We start from the raw sequence: 25,746 nt of genomic DNA on the forward strand, positions 1-25,746 counted from the left end.
CATTGCTTCCACCGCTTCACCAGGGCACGGTTTTCCCTTCACGGTCGAGATATTGCAGTCCCGGCTTCCCCTGCTGTGAAAGCATCACCTTCACCACTTTCGGAATGCTTTCCTCGATGCTTAGCGGCGCTTCAGCTCCGCCCAGCTCGGTAGCGACCCAGCCTGGCGCCATTAACAGCAAAGTACGTGATTCTCCGGCATGACGAGCGGCATAACTGCGCATGTACATGTTCAGCGCAGCTTTGGAGCCACGATAGACCTCGTGTCCGCCGTTTCTGTTGTTGCTCACGCTGCCCTGTCCTGACGACATAACACCAATGGTGCCTGTTGCAGAAACCAGATCCTGTAAGCATTCAATCACGCGCATAGGGCTTAATGCATTGGTCACCATGACCTGTTCGAATTCCCGGGTCGATACCTCTGCGATACTCTCGCTCTGGTTTTTGTTGGCGATACCGGCATTATGAAAGAGGATATCTAACACCTTGTCAGATAAACGTTCCCGCAGCGCTTTGATCTGCTGTGGTTCAGTGACCTCAAGCTGTTCAATCTCAACGCGCTCTGGATTTTTATCCGCCAGCTGGTGCAGCAACGTTCGGTCTTTCCCGCGTACGGTACCGATGACGTGCCATCCCTTTGTCACAAATTCCGTAGCCATCGCATAGCCCAGCCCACGTGATGCGCCGATGATAAGGATAGTTTTTTGCGTCGCTCTATTTTTCATAGTTAACTCTCTCTTCTGTGGGCGCTGGGCCGCCCGGATGCCGAACGGCGTGCGTCCATGACAATATGGATTCATTTCGAAAAGTCCCGTCGCACCGCAATGACGGCGGCGATAACTGATAAATTTCATCGCTGTAATGCAATTTATTACCGGCGATAGCCGAGACTATCCGGTACGTGGACAACTCTATGCCTGACAGACATAATGCGGAAGACGCATAGTTTGCATTTATACTATGCACCAAACGCCTTACCTCTTTTTCCAAACGGTATATCTGAAGTTATGGCTGATCCCGACCTGAATTTACTTATAGCCCTTGATGTACTTATCACTGAAGCCAATGTGACTCGCGCCGCGCGCCGTCTGGGGTTAAGCCCTTCAGCGATGAGCAGGACCCTGAGTCGCCTTCGCGCAACGACGGGCGATCCCCTGCTGGTTCGGGCCGGGCGTCAGATGGTGCTGACGCCCTATGCCGAAAATATACGTGAAAGCACCCAACACACCGTTTCTGCCGCTTTGGGTATACTCCGCCCCTCTGCGGTATCGCTTGACCTGTCCAGACTGGAAAGAACCTTTACTATCAGGGCGAACGAAGGTTTTGTTGAGGCTTTCGGTGCCGCGCTTATCACCTCAGCGGCGGTAAAAGCCCCTCTCGTTCGCCTTTGTTTTGCAGCAAAAGAAGAAAAAAGCGCAAAACATTTACGCGCGGGTCTGGTCGATCTCGAAATTGGTGTTTTAGGCGAAATGGGGCCGGAAATACGCCTGCAGGCGCTGTTCAGAGACCGGTTTGTCGGTGCGGTGAGAAAAGGTCATCCCCTGCTGGAGCGGAAAGGTAATATCAGCGCCGCGCAATATGCTTCATTTGAACACGTCATTACTTCCCGTCATGGATTCGTCGGCGGCCCGATAGACAAGGCCCTGGCTGAATCAGGACTGGAACGGAAAATTGCTGCCGTGGTACCGAGTTTTCCCGCCGCGATAGCCGTGGCGGTAGCCTCAGATTTGATTGCGCTCATCCCCTCTTCTTTTCTTATAAACCGAATCAGCGGTGATGAAAATGAGGCGACGACGGCATTCCGCATGTTCGAGCTTCCGGTAAAGACTCAGGAAATAACCATATCGCAAATGTGGCACCCGCGGCTGGATGCCGACCCAGGCCATCGCTGGCTGCGGCAGCATGTACTGGATGTTTGTCGGCAGCAAATGCAGCGTATCACTAAAAATTGACGCTCTTTATGGTCAACGGCCGCAGTACATTTCACAGGAGGAGTCCCGACCATTAAACCTTGCAATTATCTCCATTGCCCTGTTTTTACATAACAGCCCCTGAAACGCCTTAAAGTAAACCATTCGCCGCCAACACTTCCTTCAGCTCCGGCCGCTGACGTACCGCGGCCGCAACCGCGCTGAATCTCGGGGCATGCTGTCTGTACCACTCTTCCCCCGGCGTCCAGTGCTCCATCACCACAATGTAGCAGTCCAGCAGGCTTATCTCTGACCCCAACGCATAAGGCGCGGCCCTGAGCTGCTGATCCAGCCACAGCAACTGAGACTGCCGATAGCGAACGATGTTGTCTACCAACTGCTGTGGTGCATCCGGTGCCCAGCGCTGCGGATAGTCAGCATAAGTAAAGGTGGGATAGACGCTGGCGACCAGCCAGATAAGCAGACGCTGAAACAGCGAACGTTCAGGCGTACCCGGCTGCGGCGCCAGGTGAGGATGCTGGTCCAGAATCATCAGGGCAATGGCGGCGGATTCAGTCATCACGCTGCCGTCGGCCAGTTGCAGAGTCGGCACCTGGCACAGCGGATTAAGCTGCTGTAGCCGGTCGCGCTGCGGGCCTGGCCTGTCAAATCCTTCAACATTTTCAACGCGATACGGCATATCCGCCAGCCGTAGCATCAGTTCACTAATTGCCGAGCCCCAGCCCGGAGCGCCATACAGGGTGATCATCATCGTCCTCCGGATAAAGCGTAAAGTGTAGATGGAAATGGCGCTGGCGCTGAGTGACAACGTCACAATAAATTCCATTTTTACCCGAATAGCCTGCTCAACTCTCACTGTTACTGACCTGACTGCCAGTTACCCCGCCAGTTCGCTTATTAGAGAACAACGCAGCGTCACGGGTTTACGCGCCAGCCCGGCCACCGGGCCATCAGCCATCTCGCAGTTGAGGATATTGTCAGGCCAGTGGCGGCGAGCCGAATAGACATTGATGTTTACCCGCAGCCCCTCTTTAAGCCAGCCCAGCCGCTTGCTGTTGATGGCGGCTGGCGTAAAGCGCGCCGTGCCGCCTTCAGACGGCAGGTTAAGTTCCGATCGCCCCATATCGATCTGGCCTGATTCATCCGCGTCAGACTGGTGCCGGGCGTTGGGTTCGCCATACCAGTCGGCGGCAACGGTAATACCTTCCTTCCCCTGCACCAGCGTCTGACGGGCAGACGGAGACAAAACGACCTGGATCTGCAAGTCAGGCAGCGGCCTGGTTTGCGCTGCCTGACCATTTCCGGCAGCAACGACCATAAACAGCGCCCACAGGCTATACCGCCTTAACGTTAATTTCATCCGTTGCTCCCACGACCTGACGATAATAATTCGCTAAGCGTAGACCGCAAACAGCAGCCGTGCCTCTGGCTACAATTATTATCCAGGCTGAGGGTGTCAGCAGAAATCGCATATCAATCGGGGGTGACTCATGGACGTCATTTTGGTGGACGATTGTGATAATGACGTGGGCGTGATGGAAAAGCTGGAGGCCCACAGGCGGGGCATGCTTCACCGGGCGATCACGATATATGTGTTTAATACTGCGGGTGAACTGTTACTGCAAAGACGCGCATCCAGTAAATATCATTGCGGTAGTCTGTGGAGCAATACCTGCTGCGGTCATCCGCTACCGGGGGAAACCACGGAAAACGCCGCCCGGCGACGCCTGCGGGAAGAAATGGGTATCGGCTGCGAGTTACGCTTTCAGTTTAACTTTCAGTACCGGCTGACGTTGCCCGGCGGGATGATCGAGAACGAATATGGACATATCTATTTTGGCGTGTCTGACGAACGTCCGGTGCTGAACCCTGAAGAGGCGGACAACTTTGGCTACCAGACTCTGGCCGAGGTTGAAAAGGATATCGTCGCGCGGCCCGGGCGCTATACCCCCTGGTTTACCCTGGTGTTTCCCCGTATCCGGAACCACCCCTTCACCTTTCCCGAGTGAAGAGGTGGCTCGTCACCGCGTTACAGTGCAATACGAATCACATCATCCGGATCGGTCGCCTCTTTCTGGCGGCTGGAAGCCTGCTTCACGCTGACATACAGCGTTTTGCCATCGGCGGAAAGCGCCAGGCTGTTCGGGTGAGTCGGGGTCTGAATGGTTTTGGTGACCTTCAGGGTTTTGGCATCAATCACGCTCACGCTGCCTGCCTGACGGTGAGTCACATAAACTTCATTGCGCTGTGGATTAAACAGCACCGCCAGAGATTCCGGCACCCCGACGGTATCGGTCACTTTGCCGTTACGGGTATCCACCACCAGCAGCCCTTTCGCCTTTGAATCCGTCACGAAGGCGCGATGCCCGGCGCTATCCAGGCTGATATTCAGGAACATATGGGGCTGGTCATCGTCCAGCAGTTTGTTACGCGACAACACCTTGTTAGTGGCGGTATCGATGGTAATAAACTCACCGTCCGCATTGCTGGTGTACAGGCGTTTTGCCGCACTATCCAGCGCCAGACCGGTATTCATTTTTCCCAGCCCTTCAATGGTGGCGCGCAGTTTCAGCGTAGCGCCGTCCACCACCCAGACCACGCTCTGGGGCCCCAGGCCGCCGATATAGACGGTATCCGTGGCTTCATCCACCGCCAGCTCGCGCGGCGCCAGAGGACGCGCCTCTTTACTGCGTTTGCGGGGATCGAGCACCAGGCGCCCCTTTACCTCGCCGGTTTTCGCGTCGATAGCGGTCACGGCGCTGTTGGTGGTGTTGCCAAACCACAGGGTGTGGGTCTGGTTATTGATTGTGGCGCCGAAGGGTTTCAGGTCGTTATGAATAATCTGGGTGATGTCCAGGGTGGTCGGGTCCAGGCGATAAACGATTCCGCCTTTATCAAGTGAACGACTCTGGGTGGTAGCCAGCCACAGCGCCTGTTCAGAGGGGCTGAACGCCATCTCGTAGGCGCCTTTGGCGACCGGTTTGCGCAGCATCTCTTCGGCGGCGCTGGCGCTCATCGCCGGAAGCGCGCTGGCGAGCAGCGCGGCGCTCATCAGCAGAGCACTCAGCCTGGGCTTAATGGAGCGTGGACGTAATTCCATGATGAATCCCTTTTAAAATGTTGAAGTTGTCGGCGCTATCCCTTCAGATGGCACGCCAGTTGAGAATAATAATCATTAATTAATGTAACAGGCAATCATTTATAGTTGTTGACCCGTTTTTTGCCAGTACAGCCCGAATCAATCAGGCGCACAGGGTAAAAAACCGGTAATCTGCTGCGGTTAATTGATTCTAAGGAGTTTCCGATGGCAGTACGGACAGGAATTGCGCGCTGGATAATGATGATGCTGTGCATTGCCACAATCGCTGGCTGTTCGCATAAACCACCCGAAAAGCCGGTTCCCGTCATACCGCCCACCGCAGAGAAGGCGCCCCAGCCGATGCGTGGCGTCTGGTTAACCACCGTCTCACGCCTGGACTGGCCGCCGGTGGCCTCGGTGCGAGCCGCGCCTCAGCAGCGAATCGAAATGCAAAAGCGGGCCATGACGGACAAACTGGATAACCTGGTCCGGCTGGGGGTGAACACCGTCTTTTTTCAGGTGAAACCGGATGGCACAGCGCTTTACCATTCCGCTATCCTGCCCTGGTCAGAGGTGCTGACCGGTACCGTGGGGGAAGATCCCGGTTACGATCCGCTGGCCTTTGTGCTGCAGGAGGCCCATAAACGCGGATTAAAGGTGCATGCCTGGCTGAACCCCTATCGGGTAACGATGAACACCCGCCCTGCCACCGTGGCCGCCCTGGAGCATACCCGCTACAACTCACCTTCCAGCGTCTGGGTGACCCACCGTGACTGGATTAGGATTGCCAGCGATCGCTATGTGCTGGACCCCGGACTGCCGGAAGTGCGGGACTGGATAACCAGCGTGGTAACCGAGTTGCTCGAGCGCTATAACGTTGATGGTATCCAGTTCGACGACTACTTCTACTACGAAACGCCGCAATCCCCGCTGGACGACACTCAGACCTGGCGCCGCTACGGACAGGCATATGCCGACAAAGCCAGCTGGCGGCGCAATAACACCCTGTTGCTAATCAAACAGGTTTCAACAGCGATTAAGGCCAAAAAGCCCGCAGTGGAATTCGGTGTCAGCCCGGCAGGCGTGTGGCGTAACCAGAGCGACGATCCGCGTGGCTCTGACACCCGTGGCGCCGCGGCCTACGACCAGGCCAGCGCCGATACCCGCCAGTGGGTCGAACTGGGGCTGCTGGATTATATCGCCCCGCAGCTTTACTGGCCGTTTTCCCGCGAGGTCGCCCGCTATGATGAGCTGGCCAGGTGGTGGGCCAGAGTGGTTAAACCTACCCATACCCGGCTCTATATCGGCGTGGCGCTGTACAAGGTGGGAACCCCATCGCGCACTGAGCCGGACTGGACCATTGAAGAAGGCGTGCCGGAACTAAAACGCCAGCTGGATCTGAATGATAAAGTGCCGGAGATTTCCGGAACCATTCTGTTCCGTGAGGATTATCTTAATCAACCGCAGAATGCCGCGGCGGTAAACTATTTGCGCAGCCGCTGGGGCCACTAAAAATCGAGGAGCCCGCTCAAGGGCTCCTCTCTTATATTCTCAATATTATCGATAACAAACTGCCATTGTTGACTGTTCGGCCACTTCTGCAACCATTACTTATTAAATTCCGGCACTCTTCACCCTCAAAAGATAAGAATTAGCCTGGCTGAAAATCCTCAGTCTCACGCCGTCATAAAAATTATCTTATGCTGAGGCCACTTGCCCGCATTATTTTTTATGATGCTTCCGAAAATTTCATCCGAAAAACGCACACTCCCTGTCCTTACTGACCTGTAGGCTCAGAATCCTGATTTGACAAAAGCAATAATAACGACTATCTGCCGCCATAAGTTAACCGCAGCGCTATTTTTACCCCCCGCTACGCTCCCTTAACCGGCTGACCGGACAAACCGCTGTTTTGCCAGGTCGTTTATTGGTAAATATTTTATAGTCATTACCATTATATAAATATACTTTTCATATGCGATATATAATAAAACACATAACCATTACCTTGATAATGCCAAAATGCCCGTTATCTGGTCATTTTTTACAATTGGTAACAAATCCCCTTCTTAGCGTAAGATGACTTTCCCTCGCCCCTGTCGGTTTTTATCTATTCTTTGAAGCGTTACCCCGACAAACAAAATGCTGACCTAATACCAAAAAGGACGCGAGCAAGTCAGGGTAGCCTTTTGATTTTATTTTCATACTGGTGCATGCGAGGACGACTATGTCTCAACAACGTGACAATGATAACCCGTACCTGCTTAGCGACTGGCATCCGGAAGAGGCCAGTTTCTGGGAAAAGACGGGAAAACACATTGCCAGACGAAATCTGTGGATCTCGGTGGCCTGCCTGCTGCTGGCCTTCTGCGTCTGGATGCTGTTTAGCGCCGTGGCCGTTCATCTTAATGAGATAGGCTTTCACTTCACCACCGACCAGCTGTTTATGCTGACCGCGCTGCCGGCCCTTTCCGGCGCCATTCTGCGCGTCCCCTATTCGTTTATGGTGCCCATGTTCGGCGGCCGTTACTGGACGGTGCTAAGTACGGTGATCCTGATTATCCCCTGCGTCTGGCTGGGCTTCGCCATCCAGAACACCGCCACGCCCTATTGGGTGTTTATGGTAATCGCCCTGCTGTGCGGCTTTGCCGGGGCCAACTTCGCCTCCAGCATGGGCAATATCAGCTTCTTCTTCCCCAAAGAGCGCCAGGGGAGCGCCCTTGGCATCAACGGCGGTCTGGGTAACCTGGGCGTAAGCGTGATGCAGCTGGTCGCGCCGCTGATTATCACCCTGCCAGTCTTCGCCTTTTTGGGCGTTGACGGCGTTTCCCTGGAGGATGGCTCCAGCATGTGGCTGCCGAATGCCGCCTGGGTCTGGGCGCCGCTGCTGCTGCTGGCGACTATCGCCGCCTGGTTTGGTATGAACGATATCGCCAGCTCTAAAGCCTCTATCGCCGATCAGCTACCGGTGCTTAAGCGTCTGCATATGTGGCTGCTGAGCCTGCTCTATCTTGCCACCTTCGGCTCCTTTATCGGCTTTTCGGCCGGTTTTGCCATGCTGGCGAAAACCCAGTTTCCGGACGTTGAGATTCTGCATCTGGCCTTTTTTGGTCCCTTCCTGGGGGCGCTGGCCCGCTCTGCCGGGGGCGTGCTTTCCGACAAACTGGGCGGGGTACGGGTAACCCTGGTGAACTTTGTCTTTATGGCTATCTTCAGCGCCCTGCTATTCCTGACCCTGCCAGGTAGCGGCTCCGGTAATTTCACCGCCTTCTATGCGGTATTTATGGGACTGTTCCTGACCGCCGGGCTGGGCAGCGGCTCAACCTTTCAAATGATCGCCGTGATCTTCCGCCGCCTGACCATCCGCCGCGTTAAGCAGCGCGGCGGTAGCGATGCCGAAGCGCAACAGGAAGCGGTAACCGATACCGCCGCCGCGCTGGGCTTTATCTCCGCCATTGGCGCCATCGGCGGTTTCTTTATCCCCAAAGCTTTCGGATCTTCGCTGGCCATGACCGGTTCGCCGGTGGGCGCGATGAAGATCTTCCTGGTTTTCTACATTGTCTGCGTACTGCTGACCTGGCTTATCTACGGTCGTAAGACACTCAATACCAAATAGTTTTTTAATCAGCGCCCCGTGACGAGGGCGCAAAAATGTGAGCAGTGTAACCACAGGGAGGACCATTTCCCTGTCAGGAGAAATAACATGAGTAAACTTCTCGACCGCTTTCGTTACTTCAAACAGAAAGGCGAGACCTTTTCCGGCGATCACGGCCAGGTGCTGCACACCAACCGCGACTGGGAAGACAGCTATCGCCAGCGCTGGCAATTCGACAAGATTGTCCGTTCCACCCACGGCGTAAACTGTACCGGCTCCTGCAGTTGGAAGATCTACGTCAAGAACGGACTGGTCACCTGGGAAACCCAGCAGACCGACTATCCGCGCACCCGCCCCGATCTGCCGAACCACGAACCGCGCGGCTGCCCGCGCGGGGCCAGTTACTCCTGGTATCTCTACAGCGGCAACCGCCTTAAGTATCCGATGATTCGTAAGCATCTGCTGGAACTGTGGCGCGACGAGAAGTCCCGTCATAGCGACCCGGTGGACGCCTGGGCTGCGATTATGGCGGACAAAGAAAAGAGCAAGAGCTATAAGCAGATGCGCGGCCGCGGCGGCTTTGTGCGATCGAACTGGAAAGAGCTGAACGAGCTGATTGCCGCCGCCAACGTCTGGACCATCAAGAACTATGGCCCCGACCGGGTAGCCGGTTTTTCGCCGATTCCGGCGATGTCGATGGTCTCCTACGCCGCCGGTACCCGCTATCTGTCGCTGATCGGCGGTACCTGCCTGAGCTTCTACGACTGGTATTGCGACCTGCCCCCGGCTTCCCCCATGACCTGGGGCGAACAGACCGACGTACCGGAGTCTGCCGACTGGTATAACTCCAGCTATATCATCGCCTGGGGCTCTAACGTCCCCCAGACCCGTACCCCGGACGCCCACTTCTTTACCGAAGTGCGCTATAAGGGCACCAAAACCATCGCCATCACGCCCGACTATTCGGAAGTCGCCAAGCTGTGTGACCAGTGGCTGGCGCCAAAACAGGGCACTGACAGCGCTCTGGCGATGGCGATGGGCCATGTGATTCTTAAAGAGTTCCACCTCGATAACCCCAGCGACTACTTCCTGGATTACGCCCGCCGCTATACCGATATGCCGATGCTGGTGCTGCTGGAGCCCAATGAAGCAGGCTACATGGTGCCAGGCCGGATGGTGCGCGCCTCGGATCTGGTGGACGGTCTGGGAGAAGCCAATAACCCGGAATGGAAGACCGTGGCGTATAACGATGCCGGTGAACTGGTGGCGCCGAACGGCTCCATCGGCTTTCGCTGGGGCGAAAAAGGCAAATGGAATCTGGAATCCCTGGCCGCAGGCAAAGAGACTCAATTACGTCTGAGCCTGCTGGACCATCATGACGAGGTGGCGACGGTCGGCTTCCCCTACTTCGGCGGTCTGGAAAGCCCTTACTTCCGCAGCGTGAAGCAGGAGCCGGTCACCACCCATAAGCTACCGGCCAAACGTCTGACCCTGGCCGATGGCCGCGAATCTCTGGTGGTCTGCGTCTACGACCTGGTGCTGGCCAACTACGGGCTGGAGCGAGGTCTGGATGATGAAAACGCCAGCCGCGATTACGGCGACATCAAAGCCTACACCCCGGGCTGGGCCGAACAGATAACCGGCGTACCGCGCGCTCATACCGAGCGTATCGCCCGGGAATTCGCCGACACCGCCCATAAAACCCATGGTCGTTCGATGATTATCCTCGGCGCCGGTGTGAACCACTGGTATCACATGGATATGAACTACCGTGGCATGATCAACATGCTGGTGTTCTGCGGCTGCGTGGGCCAGACCGGCGGCGGCTGGGCGCACTATGTGGGCCAGGAGAAACTGCGTCCCCAGACCGGCTGGCTACCGCTGGCCTTTGCCCTGGACTGGGGCCGCCCGCCGCGCCATATGAACAGCACCTCGTTCTTCTACAATCACGCCAGCCAGTGGCGCTACGAGAAGCTGAGCGCCCAGGAGCTGCTGTCGCCGCTGGCGGATGCTTCGCGCTACAGCGGTCACCTGATCGACTTTAACGTGCGTGCCGAACGCATGGGCTGGCTGCCTTCTGCCCCCCAGCTTGGCACAAACCCGCTTACGCTTGCCGCCAGCGCAGAAAAAGCCGGTCAGTCGGTGAAGGACTATACCGTCAACGCTCTGAAGTCCGGCGACCTGCATATGGCCTGCGAACAGCCCGATAACGGCGCTAACCATCCGCGCAACCTGTTCGTCTGGCGCTCTAACCTGCTGGGCTCTTCCGGTAAGGGTCACGAGTATATGCTCAAATATCTGCTCGGCACCCAGAACGGTATCCAGGGCAAGGATCTGGGCAGCTCCGATGGCATAAAGCCCGAAGAGATCGACTGGCAGACCCCGGCGATTGAAGGCAAGCTCGACCTGCTGGTCACCCTGGATTTCAGGATGTCCAGTACCTGTCTGTTCTCTGACATCGTGCTGCCTACCGCCACCTGGTATGAAAAAGACGATATGAATACCTCGGATATGCATCCGTTTATTCACCCGCTCTCTGCCGCCGTCGATCCCGCCTGGGAATCCCGCAGCGACTGGGAAATCTACAAGGGCATCGCCAAATCCTTCTCCGAAGTCTGTCAGGGCCACCTTGGGCAGGAAACCGACGTGGTGATGGTGCCGCTACAGCACGACTCCCCCGGGGAGCTGGCTCAGCCGTTCGAGATTCAGGACTGGCGTAAAGGCGAATGCGATTTGATTCCCGGTAAAACCGCGCCGACCATTGCCACCGTAGAGCGCGACTACCCGGCCACTTACGAGCGCTTTACTTCACTGGGGCCGCTGCTCAATACCCTGGGCAACGGCGGTAAAGGCATTAGCTGGAATACCGATAAAGAGGTGGATCTGCTCGGTAAGCTTAACTACATCAAGGCCGACGGCCCGGCCCAGGGACGCCCGAAGATCGACTCCGCCATCGACGCCGCCGAAGTCATTCTGACCCTGGCGCCGGAAACCAACGGTCAGGTGGCGGTCAAAGCCTGGCAGGCGCTGGGCGAATTTACCGGTCGCGATCATACCCACCTTGCCCGCCCCAAAGAGGAAGAGAAGATCCGCTTTCGCGACATTCAGGCCCAGCCGCGTAAGATTATCTCCAGCCCCACCTGGTCAGGACTTGAAGATGAACATGTCTCCTATAACGCCGGGTACACCAACGTTCACGAACTGATTCCGTGGCGCACCCTTTCCGGTCGTCAGCAGTTGTATCAGGACCACCAGTGGATGCGCGACTTCGGCGAGAGCCTGGCGGTCTATCGCCCGCCTATCGATACCCGAAGTATCGACAATATGAAGGATATGAAGCCCAACGGATTCCCGGAAAAGGCGCTTAACTTCCTGACGCCACACCAGAAATGGGGCATTCATTCCACCTACAGCGAAAACCTGCTGATGCTGACCATGTCGCGCGGCGGGCCCATCGTCTGGATAAGCGAAGTGGACGCCAAAGAGCTGGGCATTGCCGATAACGACTGGATCGAAGCCTTTAACGCCAACGGCGCCCTCACCGCCCGTGCGGTGGTGAGCCAGCGCGTGCCGTCCGGCATGACCATGATGTATCACGCCCAGGAGCGCATCATGAACATCCCCGGTTCGGAAATCACCGGCCTGCGCGGCGGGATCCACAACTCGGTGACCCGCGTCTGCCCGAAACCGACCCATATGATTGGCGGCTATGCCCAACTGGCTTACGGTTTCAACTATTACGGCACCGTCGGCTCTAACCGCGATGAGTTCATCATTATCCGCAAAATGAAAAATATCGACTGGCTGGATGACGAAGGAATGAATCAGGTACAGGAGGCAAACAAATGAAAATTCGTTCTCAGGTCGGCATGGTGCTGAATCTCGACAAATGCATCGGCTGCCACACCTGCTCCGTTACCTGTAAAAACGTCTGGACCGGGCGCGAAGGCATGGAGTACGCATGGTTTAATAACGTAGAGACCAAACCGGGTCTGGGCTATCCCCACGCCTGGGAGGATCAGGAAAAATGGCACGGCGGCTGGATCCGCAAGATTAACGGCAAGCTCCAGCCCAAACTCGGCAGTAAGGTCGGGGTATTAGCGAATATCTTCGCCAACCCGGTGGTGCCGCAGATAGACGACTACTACGAGCCATTCAGCTACGACTACAAAACCCTGCACTTCGCTCCGGAGGGTAAACACCTGCCCACCGCCCGCCCGCGCTCGCTGATTAGCGGCAAGCGAATGAACAAAATCGAAGGCGGCCCCAACTGGGAAGAGCTGCTGGGGGGCGAATTCGCCAAACGCGCCGCCGACTACAACTTCGAAGCCATGCAGAAAGAGATGTACGGCCAGTTCGAAAACACCTTTATGATGTATTTGCCGCGCCTGTGCGAACACTGCCTTAACCCAAGCTGTGTCGCCACCTGCCCCAGCGGCGCCATCTACAAGCGTGAAGAGGACGGCATCGTTCTGATCGATCAGGACAAATGCCGCGGCTGGCGGATGTGCATCAGCGGCTGTCCGTACAAAAAAATCTACTTCAACTGGAAGAGCGGTAAGTCCGAGAAGTGCATCTTCTGCTATCCGCGTATCGAGTCCGGACAGCCGACGGTCTGCTCCGAAACCTGCGTGGGCCGTATCCGCTATCTGGGCGTGCTGCTCTATGATGCAGACCGCATTGAAGAAGCCGCCAGCGTGGAAAACGAAAAGGATCTCTATGAGAGCCAGCTTAGCGTGTTCCTTGACCCCAACGATCCGGAAGTCATTGAAGAGGCGCTGAAACAGGGCATTCCCCAGAACGTGATCGACGCGGCCCAGAAATCGCCGGTCTACAAAATGGCGATGGACTGGAAGCTGGCGCTGCCGCTGCACCCGGAATATCGCACCCTGCCGATGGTCTGGTACGTGCCGCCGCTGTCGCCGATTCAGTCGGTGGCCGATGCCGGAGGTCTGCCTCACAACGGCAACGTGCTGCCCGCAGTCGAAAGCCTGCGTATTCCGGTTCAGTACCTGGCGAACCTGCTGGCGGCCGGGGATACCCAACCGGTGTTGCGCGCCCTGAAGCGCATGATGGCAATGCGCCACTACAAGCGCGCCGAAACGGTGGAAGGCAAAGTCGATACCAGCGCGCTTGAGGAAGTGGGCCTGAGCGTCGCCCAGGTGGAAGAGATGTATCGCTACCTGGCGATTGCCAACTACGAAGATCGCTTCGTGATCCCCACCAGTCACCGCGAACAGGCCCGGGATGCCTTCCCGGAACGTAACGGCTGCGGCTTTAGCTTTGGCGACGGCTGTCACGGCTCAGACACCAAATTCAACCTGTTTAACAGCAAGCGTATCGACGCCATCGACATCAGCGAAATCAGCCATAAAGCGGAGGGCGAGTAATGCAGATTTTGAAAGTCATCGCCCTGCTGATGGAGTACCCCGATGAGCAGCTATGGCAAAGCGGCGAAGAGCTGATGCCGCTGGTGGCGCAGGAGGCGCCCCGGCTCACCGGTTTTGTTGATGAGCTGCTGGCGGCGCCGTTGCTCGATCAACAGGCGGCATGGGGCGAGGTGTTTGACCGTGGTTGCTCCACCTCGCTGATGCTGTTCGAGCACGTACACGCCGAATCCCGGGATCGAGGTCAGGCGATGGTGGATTTAATGGCTCAGTACGAAGAAGCCGGTTTGCAGCTCGACTGCCGCGAGCTGCCGGACTATCTGCCGATGTATCTGGAGTACCTCAGCACCCGCAGCCCCGCCGAAGCGCGCCAGGGGCTGCTGGATATTGCGCCGATCCTCGCCCTGCTGGGAGGCCGACTCAAAGAACGCGAGGCGCCATGGAGCCAGCTGTTTGACGCCCTGTTGGAAATTTGCGGCAGTCCGCTAAGAAGTGACAGCGTCACAAAACAGGTGGCGGGCGAAAAGCGCGACGATACCCCGGAGGCGATGGACGCGGTCTGGGAAGAGGAGCAAGTGAAATTTATTGATGACGCCGCCTCTTCCTGTGATTCCTCGCCACAGCAACAGTATCAACGGCGTTTCAGCCAGGAGGCGGCGCCCCAGTATCTGGATCTTTCATCCGGAGGCAGAAAATGACCCAGTTCCTTAATCTGTTTTTCTACGATATCTACCCCTATATCGCCGGGACGGTGTTTCTGGTTGGTAGCTGGCTGCGCTATGACTACGGTCAGTACACCTGGCGCGCCTCATCAAGCCAGATGCTGGACAAAAAGGGCTTCCGCCTGGCATCGAACCTGTTTCATATCGGGATCCTCGGCATCTTTTTCGGCCATCTGTTCGGGATGCTGACGCCGCACTGGATGTATGAAGCCTGGCTGCCGCTGCCGGTAAAACAGCAGATGGCGATGTGGCTGGGGGGCGTGTGCGGCATTCTGACCCTGGTGGGCGGTCTGCTGCTGTTGAAACGCCGCCTGTTCAACCCCCGGGTGCGGGCTTCTTCGACTACGGCAGATATTCTGATTCTGGCGATCCTGCTGATTCAGTGCGCCCTGGGCCTGACCTCTATCCACTATTCACGGCAGTTCCCGGACGGTAGTGAGATGATGAAACTGGTGAACTGGGCGCAGCATATCGTCACCTTCCGGGGCGGCGCTTCGGAATTCCTGGACGGCGTGGCCTGGGTTTACCGGGTGCATCTGGTGCTGGGCATGACTATCTTCCTGCTGTTCCCCTTCACCCGTCTGGTGCACGTCTGGAGCGCGCCGGTGGAATACTTTACCCGCCGCTACCAGCTTGTGCGGTCACGGCGTTAAGTAGAGGTTGTTGCCAAAAGGCGCGCATCAGGCGCGCCTGAGACTGATGACAACCCCCTGGCCGAACTTGTTCGGCCAGAATCACCAGAAAAATAAACAAGGAAAATCAATTTATTGATTTTCGGCAGCTCAACCACAAAGAGGGAAAAACCACGTTTTTTCCCTCTTTGTCATCAACCTGAGGCGCGCCTTTTTTACTTCTGCGCCGTCGCCAGCGCTGCATTTTCCGGCATCCTTAACTGCCACTTCTTAGCCAGCTTCTCTTTATCATCGCCCTTCAGCCAGTCGTTAATGCGCGCCAGCAGTTCGCTATTGCTCTTTTGCACCATATAGACCTTATGGCTCTCAGTACCGGCGAACGGCTTGCGGGTCGCCATGCAGATAATTCCCGGCTCCTGGTGATGGTAATAATCCCCTTCGATCAGATCGGTAAACATTACATCTGCTCGTTGAGAGCGCAGCGCCTGGAGGTTATCGACGTTATTTTTCACCCGAATCACCTGGGCATTGTGGATATGCTCATTAACAAAGCTTTCATTGGTGCCGCCGGGGTTAACCACCACCTTCACGCCGGAGCGGTCAATCTGGCGCAGGGTGCGCAACCAGCCGCTGCGATCGCAGTTGGCAATGGCGATTTTACCGTTAGGCACGACCGGCGATGACAGTCCAAAATCCGCTGCCCGTCCGGGCGTGGCCGTTACGCCGCCCATTGCCACATCAAACTTATCGGCAGCCAGATCCTTAGAAAGTGTGGGCCATGAGGTCAGCACAAAACTCACTTTCAGCCCCATGGATTCCCCCAGGGCTCTGGCCATATCGATATCAAACCCCTGCAAAGTGCCGCTATCGCCGCGCCAGGCCAACGGCGCGTAGTCTCCCGGTACGCCAACCTTCAGGGTTCCGGACTGTTCAATCGCTCCCAGGCTGCGAGCCTGAGCCCCCGAAGCGGTAATAAGCAGGATGCAGGCAATCAATGATATGGAAACAGGTTTCATGAGGCAGTCTCAATAAGCAAAGGTAAATGGATTGTTAACTAAAGCGCCGCTAAAGGAAAGCGCCCTGCGCAGCGTTACCCTTTTCGCCTGCAAACTTCGCTATCCCGACTATGGTTAAGGTTGGGGGGCGTCTGTTCGGGGCGGCCCGGAGCATCCGTATAAAGAGAAGGAGGCAACATGGCAAAGTACCAGTTCGATAATGTGGATACCGACGTCGAGCTCGATGCGGAAAATCTGGCCTACGCCCTCAGCGCTGCGGTGGAGGTACTGGCCTCCAGCATTGCCGGGAATTCGCCGCAGAAAAAAGAAGAGATTCTGCGCAAATTCGATATCGCAGTGAAAAAGAACCAGGACGAAGATTGCCATACTGAGCTGGCCTGGCTGGCCCAGTCCACCAAAGTCACGCTGCTGGGTGATGATGACTAATCCGTTAGCGCGCCGCCAGGGCGCGCTGCCCGTTCAATGCTCTCATAATACCGGGCTCGTGCTCTCATAATACCGGGCTCGGCGCCATCTTGTTATCTGTACACTTTCCATTCATAATGCTCAGGCCCACTTCGACCGACAGATCATAAAGAAAAGGAACTCATTTATGTCTGATAAAAATATAGATAACAGGCGTGCAAATAACATTTTATATATATCAGCGGTTGTTGGCATACTCCCCTTGCTGGCGATTTACTTTTTATATATCTACAACCCACAATCGCCTTTATGGTATAGCGTTTTTAATAGCATGCAGGATATACCCTCAATAACGTCAGACTTCAATCCCTTGATGACTAAAGCTATGGATCTATACTGTAAAAGCGCGCCTTTACTTGCGATCTTTTTCTTTCTTGTACAACTAAGATACAGAAAAATAGATAAAATAACTGACAGAAAAAAGATTCTGCAAGCATGTGTGCTCAGTCCTTTTTTTTACGGGTTGTATGCTTACCTGGTTTTGTGGGGGAATCTTGAATTAACTATTGCGGGAAGACCAGCCAAATATATGGCTGAAAGTAACTTCACCCTGCTAGTTTTTTATTCTTTACTGTATATTGGCACGTATTTCATGACATTCGGAATTTGTCTACAACCACTACTCGTGCATAAACTCTGGAAAGAAAGGTAACCGAAAGGCTACCTTTCTTTATACTTGATTAGTACGCTGGGCGAATAATTTCATTATTTAACTTATCAATTATTTTTTCATCAATAAATGCTCCCAATGCACCGGCGATAATAATGCCTATGAGGCCGCCGATAACTGCAGAAGTGCTACCAGCGATCAACATTGCACCAAGCGTTGCGGAAAAAACGCCCAAAGCAACAGAGGAGACAATACCGCTGACAACCCACGACTCCACTTCCATCATCAGCGGCCCCCAGTTGCCTGTTCGGTAACCTTCAATGCTCTTTTGCTTGACTTTCTCCGCCTTCATAGCATAATCCGCCACCTTGAAAGTTTTTCCCAGGGCTGCAAATCTGTTTCCCATATCATCAGCATTAAACGATTGCCATGCTTTCACAATGGCTTCTCTGTCCGCCGCGCTGAATTTGAGCCCTGGATTAGCCATCATTTTATTCATGGAACGCATAGCATCATTATAGCTGCGAATCCTTTTCCCCTGAAAATTCTTGATATTATCGGCAATTTCTCGCGAGAGCTCCTTATATTTTTCACCAAGATAACCTCCTACCTTTTCCCCCATGCTAATAATAACCTCACTAGCTTTCAATAACACCTCTTTATCAGCCTCTTGCTTTACTGACGCAAATTCCCGGACAGCTTTTTTGGCAATATCGGGAGTGCATAAAGGACTGCCAGGTGAAAGAGGAGTGACCGTCATATGATTGAGATCAGCATTTTTAACCTCAATTTTATAGCGAGCCAAAACATGTTTTTCATTAAAATATACTGTATAGGATTCAATATCCTTATCTGTTATTACTGTAATATGGTTAATTAACCGCATAGGCATTGACTTGCCGAAGTAATAATAGTTTCTTTCATCATGAGATCCCCAGTCTCGATATATTTTAGGCGTGTTATCAATTCCACTTCCCTCCATGACTCTTTGCAGAGAGGTTCCCCCCTCTGTGAAATAGTGCTTTTCTGGATTTTTCAGGGAATATTTATGCCCTGTTTCAATATCCCCAATCACACCGGTATATCCTGGTACGGATATACCCATAATCAGGCCCGTAAGACCAATCTGTTTGGCCTGGGTAGCATTGATCCCCTCCAGATCCAGCACCATAACCCCCTCAGGGGTGATTCTGATCACTGAAATACGCACCGAAGGATTTATTTTTCGTGCGGCCATCATCAGGTTTAACAATTTTGTTCTGACAGTTTTGTCAGCGCGTATGGCGTCTATCTGTTTTTGTGCCGGGGACGATTTATTCCCGCTACTGCTCCCACCCGCATTACCACGGGAACCCCCGCCCGGTTCCGGACCACTTCCTCGCTCGGAGCTCCAGTTTGTACCGTCACCAAAGCCCCCATAACTAAATCCAGGCATATATGTATCCTCCTTGTTTTTATTAAGTACTGATTATATATTTAGCGTCCTATCATTAATATTTACCCATGTCAATTACATGGTTTTTTTAATTTTAAGATCTGACGGATGATACCGCAGTGTTAATGCTCAGGAATGCCATTCTAATAAGGATCAGGCAACTCTTTCGCCCAGTGCTTTGTGCGATTTAATGTATCGCGCACCGATGATCCGCGTCTGTATCATGTTCTGGAACACACGCTACACGCTTTATCACCTCTGCCGCTCGAACCATGGCGCTGATTGTGGCGAACGTTAAACGCAGGTTGCCCCGCTATCGTCACCGACAAGCGTTGCCTCATACGCCAGACGATACTGCTCCAGGCCCTGGACAAATGAGGGACGACGAGTCTGCCAACCGGTTACGCGACGAATTTTGTCAGAGCCGACCCACTGCCAGAAATTGGCCAGCCCGTGAGCGGAGTTAAAGTGCTCGACCTTTCCCTGCTCCGGGGAAACAAACTGTAGCGCCAGCCCGTAACTGCGGGCCAGGGCTTCACCAATTTGCCGTGCCGTCTCATAGCGGGCATTCGAGATGTTAAACACCTGATTCACAACCTGACTTTGGTCGGGATGTTCCGCCAGCATGACGTAGGCTTCTGCGCAATCATCCACGTGACAGGCGTGCATGACGGCATTGGGGTCGGCCATCAGCGAGAGCGTGCCCTGACTATTCGCCGCCAGCTCGAAAAGCGCGCCGTAATAGCTCGATGAGTGCCCATAGACAATAGTCGGGCGTAATATCACGACATCAAAGGGCGTCCGGCGCTTATCAAGAAGATTGCTGCACAGGTTGCTACGGGGGAGCAGCACATCCGGCGGATTTATCGGGCTATTTTCGCTATGGGGAGCCAGCGTCGGATCGCCATGCTTTTCGCTCATCCTGCCGTAGTCTTTGCATCCGCTGGAAAACATCACAAGAGAACGGACGCCCAGGGCCTCACTGGATGCAACAAGCGCATCCATCATGGTACGAACTTTAGCAAGATGCCCGGCGGCGTCATGCTGATCTTCGGTGTTCGACACGATGACATCGAACGCCACATCACTTATCTGCGCCATAAAAGTGAGATTTTCCGGAGAGCCGATAACGGGAAATATCTCCTGCCGGGCCAGTTCCTGGGCCAACTCAGGGCGTCGAATCAACCCATAGACTTTCCACCCGGCCCGGCTGAAAGCCTTTGCAACCGCATTGCCGATATAACCGTTAGCTCCGGTGACCAGAACGTTTTTTTGATTCATGTGGTTCTCCTTAAATGGATTACGCCGTCATTGCTTGTGTATGGCACAGCATGCATGCCATATTTTTCTTCAATAACAGCCTAACGCTTTAATTAGGGAATTTGCGTCCCCAGACTGGGGCATAACCCTGCAAGGTGGGAGTAAAGATGGAAAAGCTGGCGGATATCGGAGCATTACAGGCCTTTGTGGCCGTTGCTGACAGTGGTTCATTTGTGGAGGGAGCGCGGCGGGTTGGTCTTTCCCGCTCTGCGGTGGGTAAATCTATTGCACGACTGGAGGAGTTGCTGGGGGTCCGGCTGCTTCACCGAACCACCCGCAGGATCGGCCTGACGGCGGATGGACAACTTTTTCTTCCTAAGGCAATGCAGATCCTGACCGACCTTGAAGAAGCGCAGACAGAGATTCAACGCGCCGGAGCAGCCCCCCACGGCGTTTTGCGGATAACGGCGACTGAAGCTTACGGACGTCAGGTGATTCTGCCCATTGTGGCGAGCTTCCTTGAACGCTGGCCAACGGTTTCTGCGGAGACTCAGTTTACCGATCGCGTCATCGATATTGTGGAAGAAGGATACGACGTTGCCATTCGCTTTGGCGCACCTTCTGTATCGTCCGATCTTATTATGCGTGTGGTGGCTCGCTCGTCTGCCCGGCTATGCGCCTCCCCCGATTACCTGGCCCGCCGGGGAACGCCAGAGTCGATTGACGAGCTGGCGAATCATCAACAACTGGTATCCGGCTCACGCCACCACCAGCGCACATGGATTCTTCAGACCCGCGCAGGCTCCCCTGTTTCCGTTGCCATAAAACCTTTTCTGCTCAGCGATAACGCCAGCGCGCTTCGCGATGCCGCGCGATCGGGACTGGGTATCGCCTGTCTGCCACGATTTTTGATTGAACAGGATATTGAGCAAGGGATATTGCGGCCGGTACTGGCGGAATATTCAACGGCGGAATTTCCCATCTGCGTGGTTTACCCCACCCGCCGCCAGCTTTCTCCCAGGGTCAGGCATTTTATTGACTGGCTGGTCGCGCAGCTTAGGTAAGGTTTATAGTCAGTCCGTCAGTGTAGCGTCACGCCCTGGACGACTGGCAGCGAAACGCCTGCTTTTGTCCGGCACGGTCGATAACCAGGGGAATATGCCCGGTTTTCCCCATATCGAAATCAACGCGGGAAGTGCTGCCCTTTTCCGTACGCTGAAACGTCATAATGCGGGTATCCGCATCTTTATCGACAGGTTCAACAAAACGGTAGCTCTTATTCGAAATCGTCACCGTCTGATTTCTGGCATCCATCAATGCCGACAGCGGCGTTCCCTGTTGATTCACACATTCCAGCCGCATCAATGGGGAATATGCCGGTGCCGTATCATCTCCCTGCTTCAGGCTTTTCTGCGCGCAGCCCGATAAAAGCAGAGGTAATAGCAAATAGCTGATTGATTTTATGCTCAATTTCACCCACCAGTAAGAAATTTAAGACCTGTTGCAACCTTAGCAGTTAACGGTGGAGTTTCAATATCACGGCTGAAGGATAGCGCCGGAATCCACTTCCGGCGCCAGCGATTTAGCCTTGCTGCACCGCCTCCCCCTCTGAATAACGATTTCCACGCCCCAGCAGCCAAAAAACCGCCAGCCCGGCCACCAGAATGCCAGGGGCCGATGCCGCCATCACGCCTGCGGTCCCGGCCCCGGCGGCCAGCATTTTTCCGGCCAGTAGCGGACCGGTCATGGCGCCGAGTCGCCCAACCGCCACGGCGGCCCCTACCCCGGTTGCGCGTATCGCGGTCTGATAGAAACGCGGAGCCAGCGCATAGAGCACGCACTGACCGCCGGTGGCAAACAGCCCCGCCACAAAGCCCACCATCAGCATGGTGTCAAAGCGCGAAGTCATCCCCAGCGCCAGCAGGGATCCCAGCATGCCGCAGTAAATCAGCAGCGCCATCGCCAGTGGCGACAGTCTGTCCATCAACGCCCCCAGCGCCAGGGTGCCCAACGCCGCGCCAAATTGCAGCATCAGCATGACCTGGCTCGCCTGACCCTGGCTGAATCCCTGATCGACCAGCAGCACCGGCAGCCAGTTAATCAGCAGATAGACCACCAGTAGCGTGAAAAAGTAGCTGGCCCACAGCAGCAGCGTGGCGCTGACTGCGCCGGGCCGCAGCAAGGCGGTTAACGATGCACCGCCATCCTCCACCCTCCGGGCCCTGAACTGCCGGGATTCATCCAGGTAGCGATACAGCAGCGGCACCAGTAACAGCGGTATCACGCCCCCGACCCAAAACACAGTTTGCCAGGGAAAAGTGATACCGCCCATTCCGATAGCCGCCGCCAGGGCTGCCCCCAGCGGCACGCCGCAGTACATCAGGCTAACGGCGATTCCACGCAGTCGCGGACCGGCAGATTCTGACGTCAGGGCAATCAGATTAGGAAGCGCCGCCCCCAGACCGACACCGGTCATCAACCGGGCGAACAGCAGGCTGTAGTATTCCCACGCCAGCGCCGTCGCCAGCGAAAACAGGCCGAACAGGGTGACCGAGCACAGCAGCAGGATTTTTCGCCCGTAGCGGTCCGCCAGCCAGCCACCGCCCAGCGCCCCGGGCAGCAGGCCAATAATGCCAGCGCTGAACACCCAGCCCAGCGCCATGCGATCCAGAGAAAACGCCTCCGCCATTCCAACGGCGGCAATGCCCGCGGCCTGGAGGTCCAGCCCTTCCATCAGTGCAACCAGAAAGCAGAGGCCGATGGTGAGCGCCAGGCGGCCATCGGACTTACGGTGATTCTGTTTCATCGGGAGTGCCTTTTATACAGGTGAGGTAATGAGATAAGTGCAATACGGCGCGGAAGTACATCGCCCCCGCGCCTGTTATAGCGGCTTAGCCGCGATTTTTCAGATCCAGCGCCACGTCGACGATCATATCTTCCTGGCCGCCCACCATCCGGCGTTTACCCAGTTCTACCAGGATATCGACCGCGCTCAGGCCATACTTTTGCGCCGCCGCTTCGCTGTGGCGCAGGAAGCTGGAGTAAACCCCGGCATAGCCCAGCGCCAGGGTTTCGCGATCCACCCGTACCGGGCGGTCCTGGAGCGGGCGCACCAGGTCGTCGGCGGCATCCATCAGTTGGTAGAGATCGCAGCCGTGCTGCCAGCCGATTTTACTGGCGGCGGCGATAAACACCTCCAGAGGCGCGTTTCCGGCCCCGGCCCCCATACCCGCCAGGCTGGCGTCCACCCGGTTGGCTCCCTCTTCCACTGCGGCGATGGAGTTGGCCACGCCAAGGCTCAGGTTGTGATGGGCGTGGATCCCGGTTTCGGTTTCCGGCTTCAGTACCGCCTTCAGCGCCCGGAAACGGGCACGAATGTCGTCCATATTCATGGCGCCGCCTGAATCCACCACATAGACGCAGGTAGCGCCGTACTCTTCCATCAACTTCGCCTGACTGGCCAGATGTTCCGGGCTGGTCATATGGCTCATCATCAGAAAGCCGACGCTGTCCATTCCCAGCTCGCGGGCGCAGGCGATATGCTGCTTTGAGACATCCGCCTCGGTACAGTGGGTAGCGACCCGCACTACCCGGGCACCGGCCTGGTACGCCAGTTTAAGGTCTTCGATAGTGCCGATCCCCGGGATCAACAGCGTGGCGATACGCGCCTGGCTGACCGATTCCGCGGCGGCGGCAATCCATTCAGGGTCGCTGTGGGCGCCGAAGCCGTAGTTAAAGCTGGAGCCCTGCAGGCCATCGCCGTGGGCCACTTCAATGGAATCCACCCCGGCTTTATCCAGCGCTGCGGCTATCTGGCGCACGTTATCCAGTGAATACTGATGGCGAATGGCATGCATACCGTCGCGCAGGGTCACGTCGGAAATATAAAGTTTGCTCATGCTGCCCCTCCTTTCGTGGCAAGCGCCTGCGCAATACGTTCGCCGGTAGCGAGCGCGGCGGAGGTCATAATGTCGAGGTTCCCGGCGTAAGCGGGAAGATAGTGGGCCGCCCCTTCCACTTCCAGGTAGATGGAAACTTTCAGTCCGGAGAAATTACCCACGTCCGGTAACTGCGCCACTATGCTTTCGAACTGCACCTGCTGCTTCAGACGATACCCCGGCACCCAGGCCTGTACCGCCGCCGCCATCTCTGCCACCGAGGCGGCGATCTGCCGTTGGTCCGCCTCTTCGCACAGCACATAAACGGTATCGCGCATCATCAGCGGCGGCTCCGCCGGGTTAAGGATGATGATCGCCTTGCCCTTCGCAGCCCCGCCGACGGTTTCCAGCGCCCGACTGGTGGTTTCGGTAAATTCATCGATATTGGCGCGGGTGCCCGGTCCGGCCGATTGACTTGCGATAGAAGCCACGATCTCGGCGTAGTGCACTTTGGCAACCCGGGAGACCGCCGCCACCATCGGGATGGTGGCCTGACCGCCACAGGTCACCATATTGACGTTACCCTTATCGAGGTGCGACTCCAGGTTAACCACCGGCACGCAGTAAGGTCCGATAGCCGCCGGCGTTAAGTCCACCACCCGAATGCCCGGTTTCGCGGCGCGCAGCTTCGCGTCGTTGTGAATATGGGCGCTGGCGCTGGTAGCGTCGAACACCACGTCGATAGCGGCGAATTCTGGCATGGCGATAAGGCCATCCACCCCTTCGTGAGTGGTGGCAACACCCAGGCGGCGCGCCCGGGCCAGACCATCGGAGTTGGGATCGATACCCACCATGGCCGCCATTTCCAGATGCTCGCCGTGGCGCAGAATTTTGATCATCAAATCGGTGCCGATATTGCCGGAACCGATAATGGCCGCGCGAATCTTATTCATGCCTGCTCCTTAGAAAATGTTGCCGCCACCGTACCAATACCTTCGATGGTCGCTTCGAAGCGATCTTCCGGCTGTACCGCCACCATCGGCCCCAGGGCGCCGGTCAGAATGGTATCCCCGGCCCGCAGCGGCGTGCCCAGGCTCGCCATTTTGCGGGCCAGCCACACCGCCGCATTTAGCGGATGCCCCAGACATTCGCTACCGCGACCTTCGGAAACCACTTCGCCGTTGCGGGTCATGGTCATCGCACAGTCGCGCAGATCCAGCCCCGCCAGCGGCCGCGACGGGCCGCCCAGCACATACAGACCGCAGGAAGCGTTATCAGCCACCGTATCCACAAAGGCGATGGACCAGTCGCGGATGCGGCTGCCCACCACTTCCAGCGAAGGCATCACCCAGGCGACGGCATCGCACAGCTCCGCGAAGGTGGTATCGCGCGACGGCAGATCCCGGCCCAGCACCAGGGCGATCTCGGCTTCGATGCGCGGTTGCAGCACCCGGTCATACGGCAGGGTTTCGTTATCGCCGTAGCACATATCGGCGAACAGGGTGCCGAAGTCCGGTTGATCTACCCCCAGTTGCTGCTGAACACGGGGATGAGTCAGCCCCACCTTGCGCCCCACCACCCGGCGCCCTTTGTGCTGCCAGTAATCCACGTTGATCTGCTGGATCTCATAGGCTGCTTCCGGCCCGGCTATCTGCTCACGCAGCGGCGCGATGGGCTGCCCGTGCTGTTCCGCTTCGCGCAGTTGGGCGGCTAGCTGTTCGGCTATCTTCGTCATTC

Annotated in this window: 23 protein-coding genes; 11 read left to right on the forward strand and 12 right to left on the reverse strand. The window is 56.0% G+C overall.

From position 1 onward, the window contains the following. Positions 1–16: 16 nt before the first annotated feature. Entirely contained in the window at positions 17–724 is a 708-nt protein-coding gene (locus SCU88_RS12185) for an SDR family NAD(P)-dependent oxidoreductase (protein ID WP_138097518.1), read from the reverse strand. A 282-nt stretch (positions 725–1,006) separates the two neighbouring features. On the opposite strand from SCU88_RS12185, the gene SCU88_RS12190 reads away from it, so the two are divergent. Then, positions 1,007–1,951, forward strand: coding sequence for a LysR substrate-binding domain-containing protein (locus SCU88_RS12190; RefSeq protein WP_175340458.1), 945 nt, complete (start codon positions 1,007–1,009; stop codon positions 1,949–1,951). Positions 1,952–2,060: 109 nt separating this feature from the next. Here SCU88_RS12190 and SCU88_RS12195 read toward each other — a convergent pair whose 3' ends face one another. Both SCU88_RS12195 and SCU88_RS12200 read right to left on the reverse strand, forming a co-directional pair. Beyond that, entirely contained in the window at positions 2,061–2,678 is a 618-nt protein-coding gene (locus tag SCU88_RS12195; protein ID WP_175340659.1) for a glutathione S-transferase N-terminal domain-containing protein, read from the reverse strand. 129 nt (positions 2,679–2,807) lie between these two features. Further along, positions 2,808–3,290: a hypothetical protein gene (locus SCU88_RS12200; protein WP_175340459.1), complete on the reverse strand. Its 483-nt coding sequence runs from the start codon at positions 3,288–3,290 to the stop codon at positions 2,808–2,810. A 130-nt stretch (positions 3,291–3,420) separates the two neighbouring features. Between SCU88_RS12200 and idi the strand changes: the two genes are divergently transcribed. Further along, on the forward strand, positions 3,421–3,939 hold the full coding sequence (gene idi, locus SCU88_RS12205; RefSeq protein WP_175340460.1) for an isopentenyl-diphosphate Delta-isomerase: 519 nt from the start codon (positions 3,421–3,423) through the stop codon (positions 3,937–3,939). 20 nt (positions 3,940–3,959) lie between these two features. Here the strand turns inward: idi and SCU88_RS12210 are convergent, their stop codons facing one another. Beyond that, positions 3,960–4,982, reverse strand: a complete 1,023-nt coding sequence (locus tag SCU88_RS12210; RefSeq protein WP_431810163.1) for a YncE family protein — start codon at positions 4,980–4,982, stop codon at positions 3,960–3,962. A 285-nt stretch (positions 4,983–5,267) separates the two neighbouring features. On the opposite strand from SCU88_RS12210, the gene SCU88_RS12215 reads away from it, so the two are divergent. The 6 genes from SCU88_RS12215 (at position 5,268) to narI (ending at position 15,366) form a co-directional block, all read left to right on the forward strand. After that, positions 5,268–6,521: a glycoside hydrolase family 10 protein gene (locus tag SCU88_RS12215; protein WP_431810164.1), complete on the forward strand. Its 1,254-nt coding sequence runs from the start codon at positions 5,268–5,270 to the stop codon at positions 6,519–6,521. Positions 6,522–7,236: 715 nt separating this feature from the next. Continuing rightward, on the forward strand, positions 7,237–8,625 hold the full coding sequence (locus SCU88_RS12220) for a NarK family nitrate/nitrite MFS transporter (RefSeq protein ID WP_138097524.1): 1,389 nt from the start codon (positions 7,237–7,239) through the stop codon (positions 8,623–8,625). A gap of 87 nt (positions 8,626–8,712) precedes the next feature. Next, positions 8,713–12,453 carry a nitrate reductase subunit alpha gene (locus tag SCU88_RS12225; RefSeq protein ID WP_138097525.1) on the forward strand — a complete coding sequence of 1,247 codons (3,741 nt, stop codon included), beginning with the start codon at positions 8,713–8,715 and terminating at the stop codon, positions 12,451–12,453. Continuing rightward, a complete protein-coding gene (gene narH, locus SCU88_RS12230) occupies positions 12,450–13,994 on the forward strand; it encodes a nitrate reductase subunit beta (RefSeq protein ID WP_175340463.1) in 1,545 nt (514 codons plus the stop codon). Before SCU88_RS12225 ends, narH begins: the two co-directional genes overlap by 4 nt. Continuing rightward, positions 13,994–14,689 carry a nitrate reductase molybdenum cofactor assembly chaperone gene (narJ, locus tag SCU88_RS12235; protein WP_138097527.1) on the forward strand — a complete coding sequence of 232 codons (696 nt, stop codon included), beginning with the start codon at positions 13,994–13,996 and terminating at the stop codon, positions 14,687–14,689. The genes narH and narJ overlap by 1 nt, the downstream gene beginning before the upstream one ends. Beyond that, positions 14,686–15,366 carry a respiratory nitrate reductase subunit gamma gene (narI, locus tag SCU88_RS12240; RefSeq protein ID WP_138097528.1) on the forward strand — a complete coding sequence of 227 codons (681 nt, stop codon included), beginning with the start codon at positions 14,686–14,688 and terminating at the stop codon, positions 15,364–15,366. Before narJ ends, narI begins: the two co-directional genes overlap by 4 nt. 194 nt (positions 15,367–15,560) lie before the next feature. On the opposite strand, the gene SCU88_RS12245 is transcribed toward narI, so the two are convergent. After that, positions 15,561–16,361, reverse strand: coding sequence for a transporter substrate-binding domain-containing protein (locus tag SCU88_RS12245; RefSeq protein WP_138097529.1), 801 nt, complete (start codon positions 16,359–16,361; stop codon positions 15,561–15,563). A gap of 177 nt (positions 16,362–16,538) precedes the next feature. Here SCU88_RS12245 and SCU88_RS12250 point away from each other — a divergent pair, with 177 nt between their 5' ends. Next, positions 16,539–16,787, forward strand: coding sequence for a hypothetical protein (locus SCU88_RS12250; protein WP_175340464.1), 249 nt, complete (start codon positions 16,539–16,541; stop codon positions 16,785–16,787). Positions 16,788–16,953: 166 nt separating this feature from the next. Further along, on the forward strand, positions 16,954–17,478 hold the full coding sequence (cui, locus tag SCU88_RS12255) for a colicin immunity protein Cui (RefSeq protein WP_175340465.1): 525 nt from the start codon (positions 16,954–16,956) through the stop codon (positions 17,476–17,478). 28 nt (positions 17,479–17,506) lie between these two features. On the opposite strand, the gene SCU88_RS12260 is transcribed toward cui, so the two are convergent. Then, positions 17,507–18,871 (reverse strand): colicin-like pore-forming protein, encoded by a 1,365-nt coding sequence (locus SCU88_RS12260; RefSeq protein ID WP_431810001.1) that lies wholly within the window; start codon positions 18,869–18,871, stop codon positions 17,507–17,509. Between the two features lie 294 nt (positions 18,872–19,165). After that, positions 19,166–20,152, reverse strand: a complete 987-nt coding sequence (locus SCU88_RS12265; protein WP_175340466.1) for an NAD-dependent epimerase/dehydratase family protein — start codon at positions 20,150–20,152, stop codon at positions 19,166–19,168. Between the two features lie 146 nt (positions 20,153–20,298). Between SCU88_RS12265 and SCU88_RS12270 the strand changes: the two genes are divergently transcribed. Beyond that, positions 20,299–21,195 (forward strand): LysR substrate-binding domain-containing protein, encoded by an 897-nt coding sequence (locus tag SCU88_RS12270; protein ID WP_175340467.1) that lies wholly within the window; start codon positions 20,299–20,301, stop codon positions 21,193–21,195. 28 nt (positions 21,196–21,223) lie between these two features. On the opposite strand, the gene SCU88_RS12275 is transcribed toward SCU88_RS12270, so the two are convergent. The 5 genes from SCU88_RS12275 to mhpD form a co-directional block, all read right to left on the reverse strand. After that, positions 21,224–21,478, reverse strand: coding sequence for a hypothetical protein (locus SCU88_RS12275; protein ID WP_175340468.1), 255 nt, complete (start codon positions 21,476–21,478; stop codon positions 21,224–21,226). A gap of 235 nt (positions 21,479–21,713) precedes the next feature. Then, positions 21,714–22,937, reverse strand: coding sequence for a 3-(3-hydroxy-phenyl)propionate transporter MhpT (mhpT, locus tag SCU88_RS12280; RefSeq protein WP_175340469.1), 1,224 nt, complete (start codon positions 22,935–22,937; stop codon positions 21,714–21,716). 85 nt (positions 22,938–23,022) lie between these two features. Then, positions 23,023–24,030 carry a 4-hydroxy-2-oxovalerate aldolase gene (dmpG, locus tag SCU88_RS12285; RefSeq protein ID WP_175340470.1) on the reverse strand — a complete coding sequence of 336 codons (1,008 nt, stop codon included), beginning with the start codon at positions 24,028–24,030 and terminating at the stop codon, positions 23,023–23,025. After that, positions 24,027–24,962 carry an acetaldehyde dehydrogenase (acetylating) gene (locus tag SCU88_RS12290; RefSeq protein ID WP_175340471.1) on the reverse strand — a complete coding sequence of 312 codons (936 nt, stop codon included), beginning with the start codon at positions 24,960–24,962 and terminating at the stop codon, positions 24,027–24,029. The genes dmpG and SCU88_RS12290 overlap by 4 nt, the downstream gene beginning before the upstream one ends. Continuing rightward, complete coding sequence (gene mhpD / locus SCU88_RS12295) at positions 24,959–25,744, reverse strand: 2-keto-4-pentenoate hydratase (protein ID WP_175340472.1); 786 nt, start codon at positions 25,742–25,744, stop codon at positions 24,959–24,961. Before mhpD ends, SCU88_RS12290 begins: the two co-directional genes overlap by 4 nt. Positions 25,745–25,746 lie beyond the last annotated feature (2 nt).

This window comes from Jejuibacter sp. L23, from assembly GCF_050815825.1.
In the GTDB taxonomy this organism is placed as follows: domain Bacteria; phylum Pseudomonadota; class Gammaproteobacteria; order Enterobacterales; family Enterobacteriaceae; genus Jejubacter; species Jejubacter calystegiae.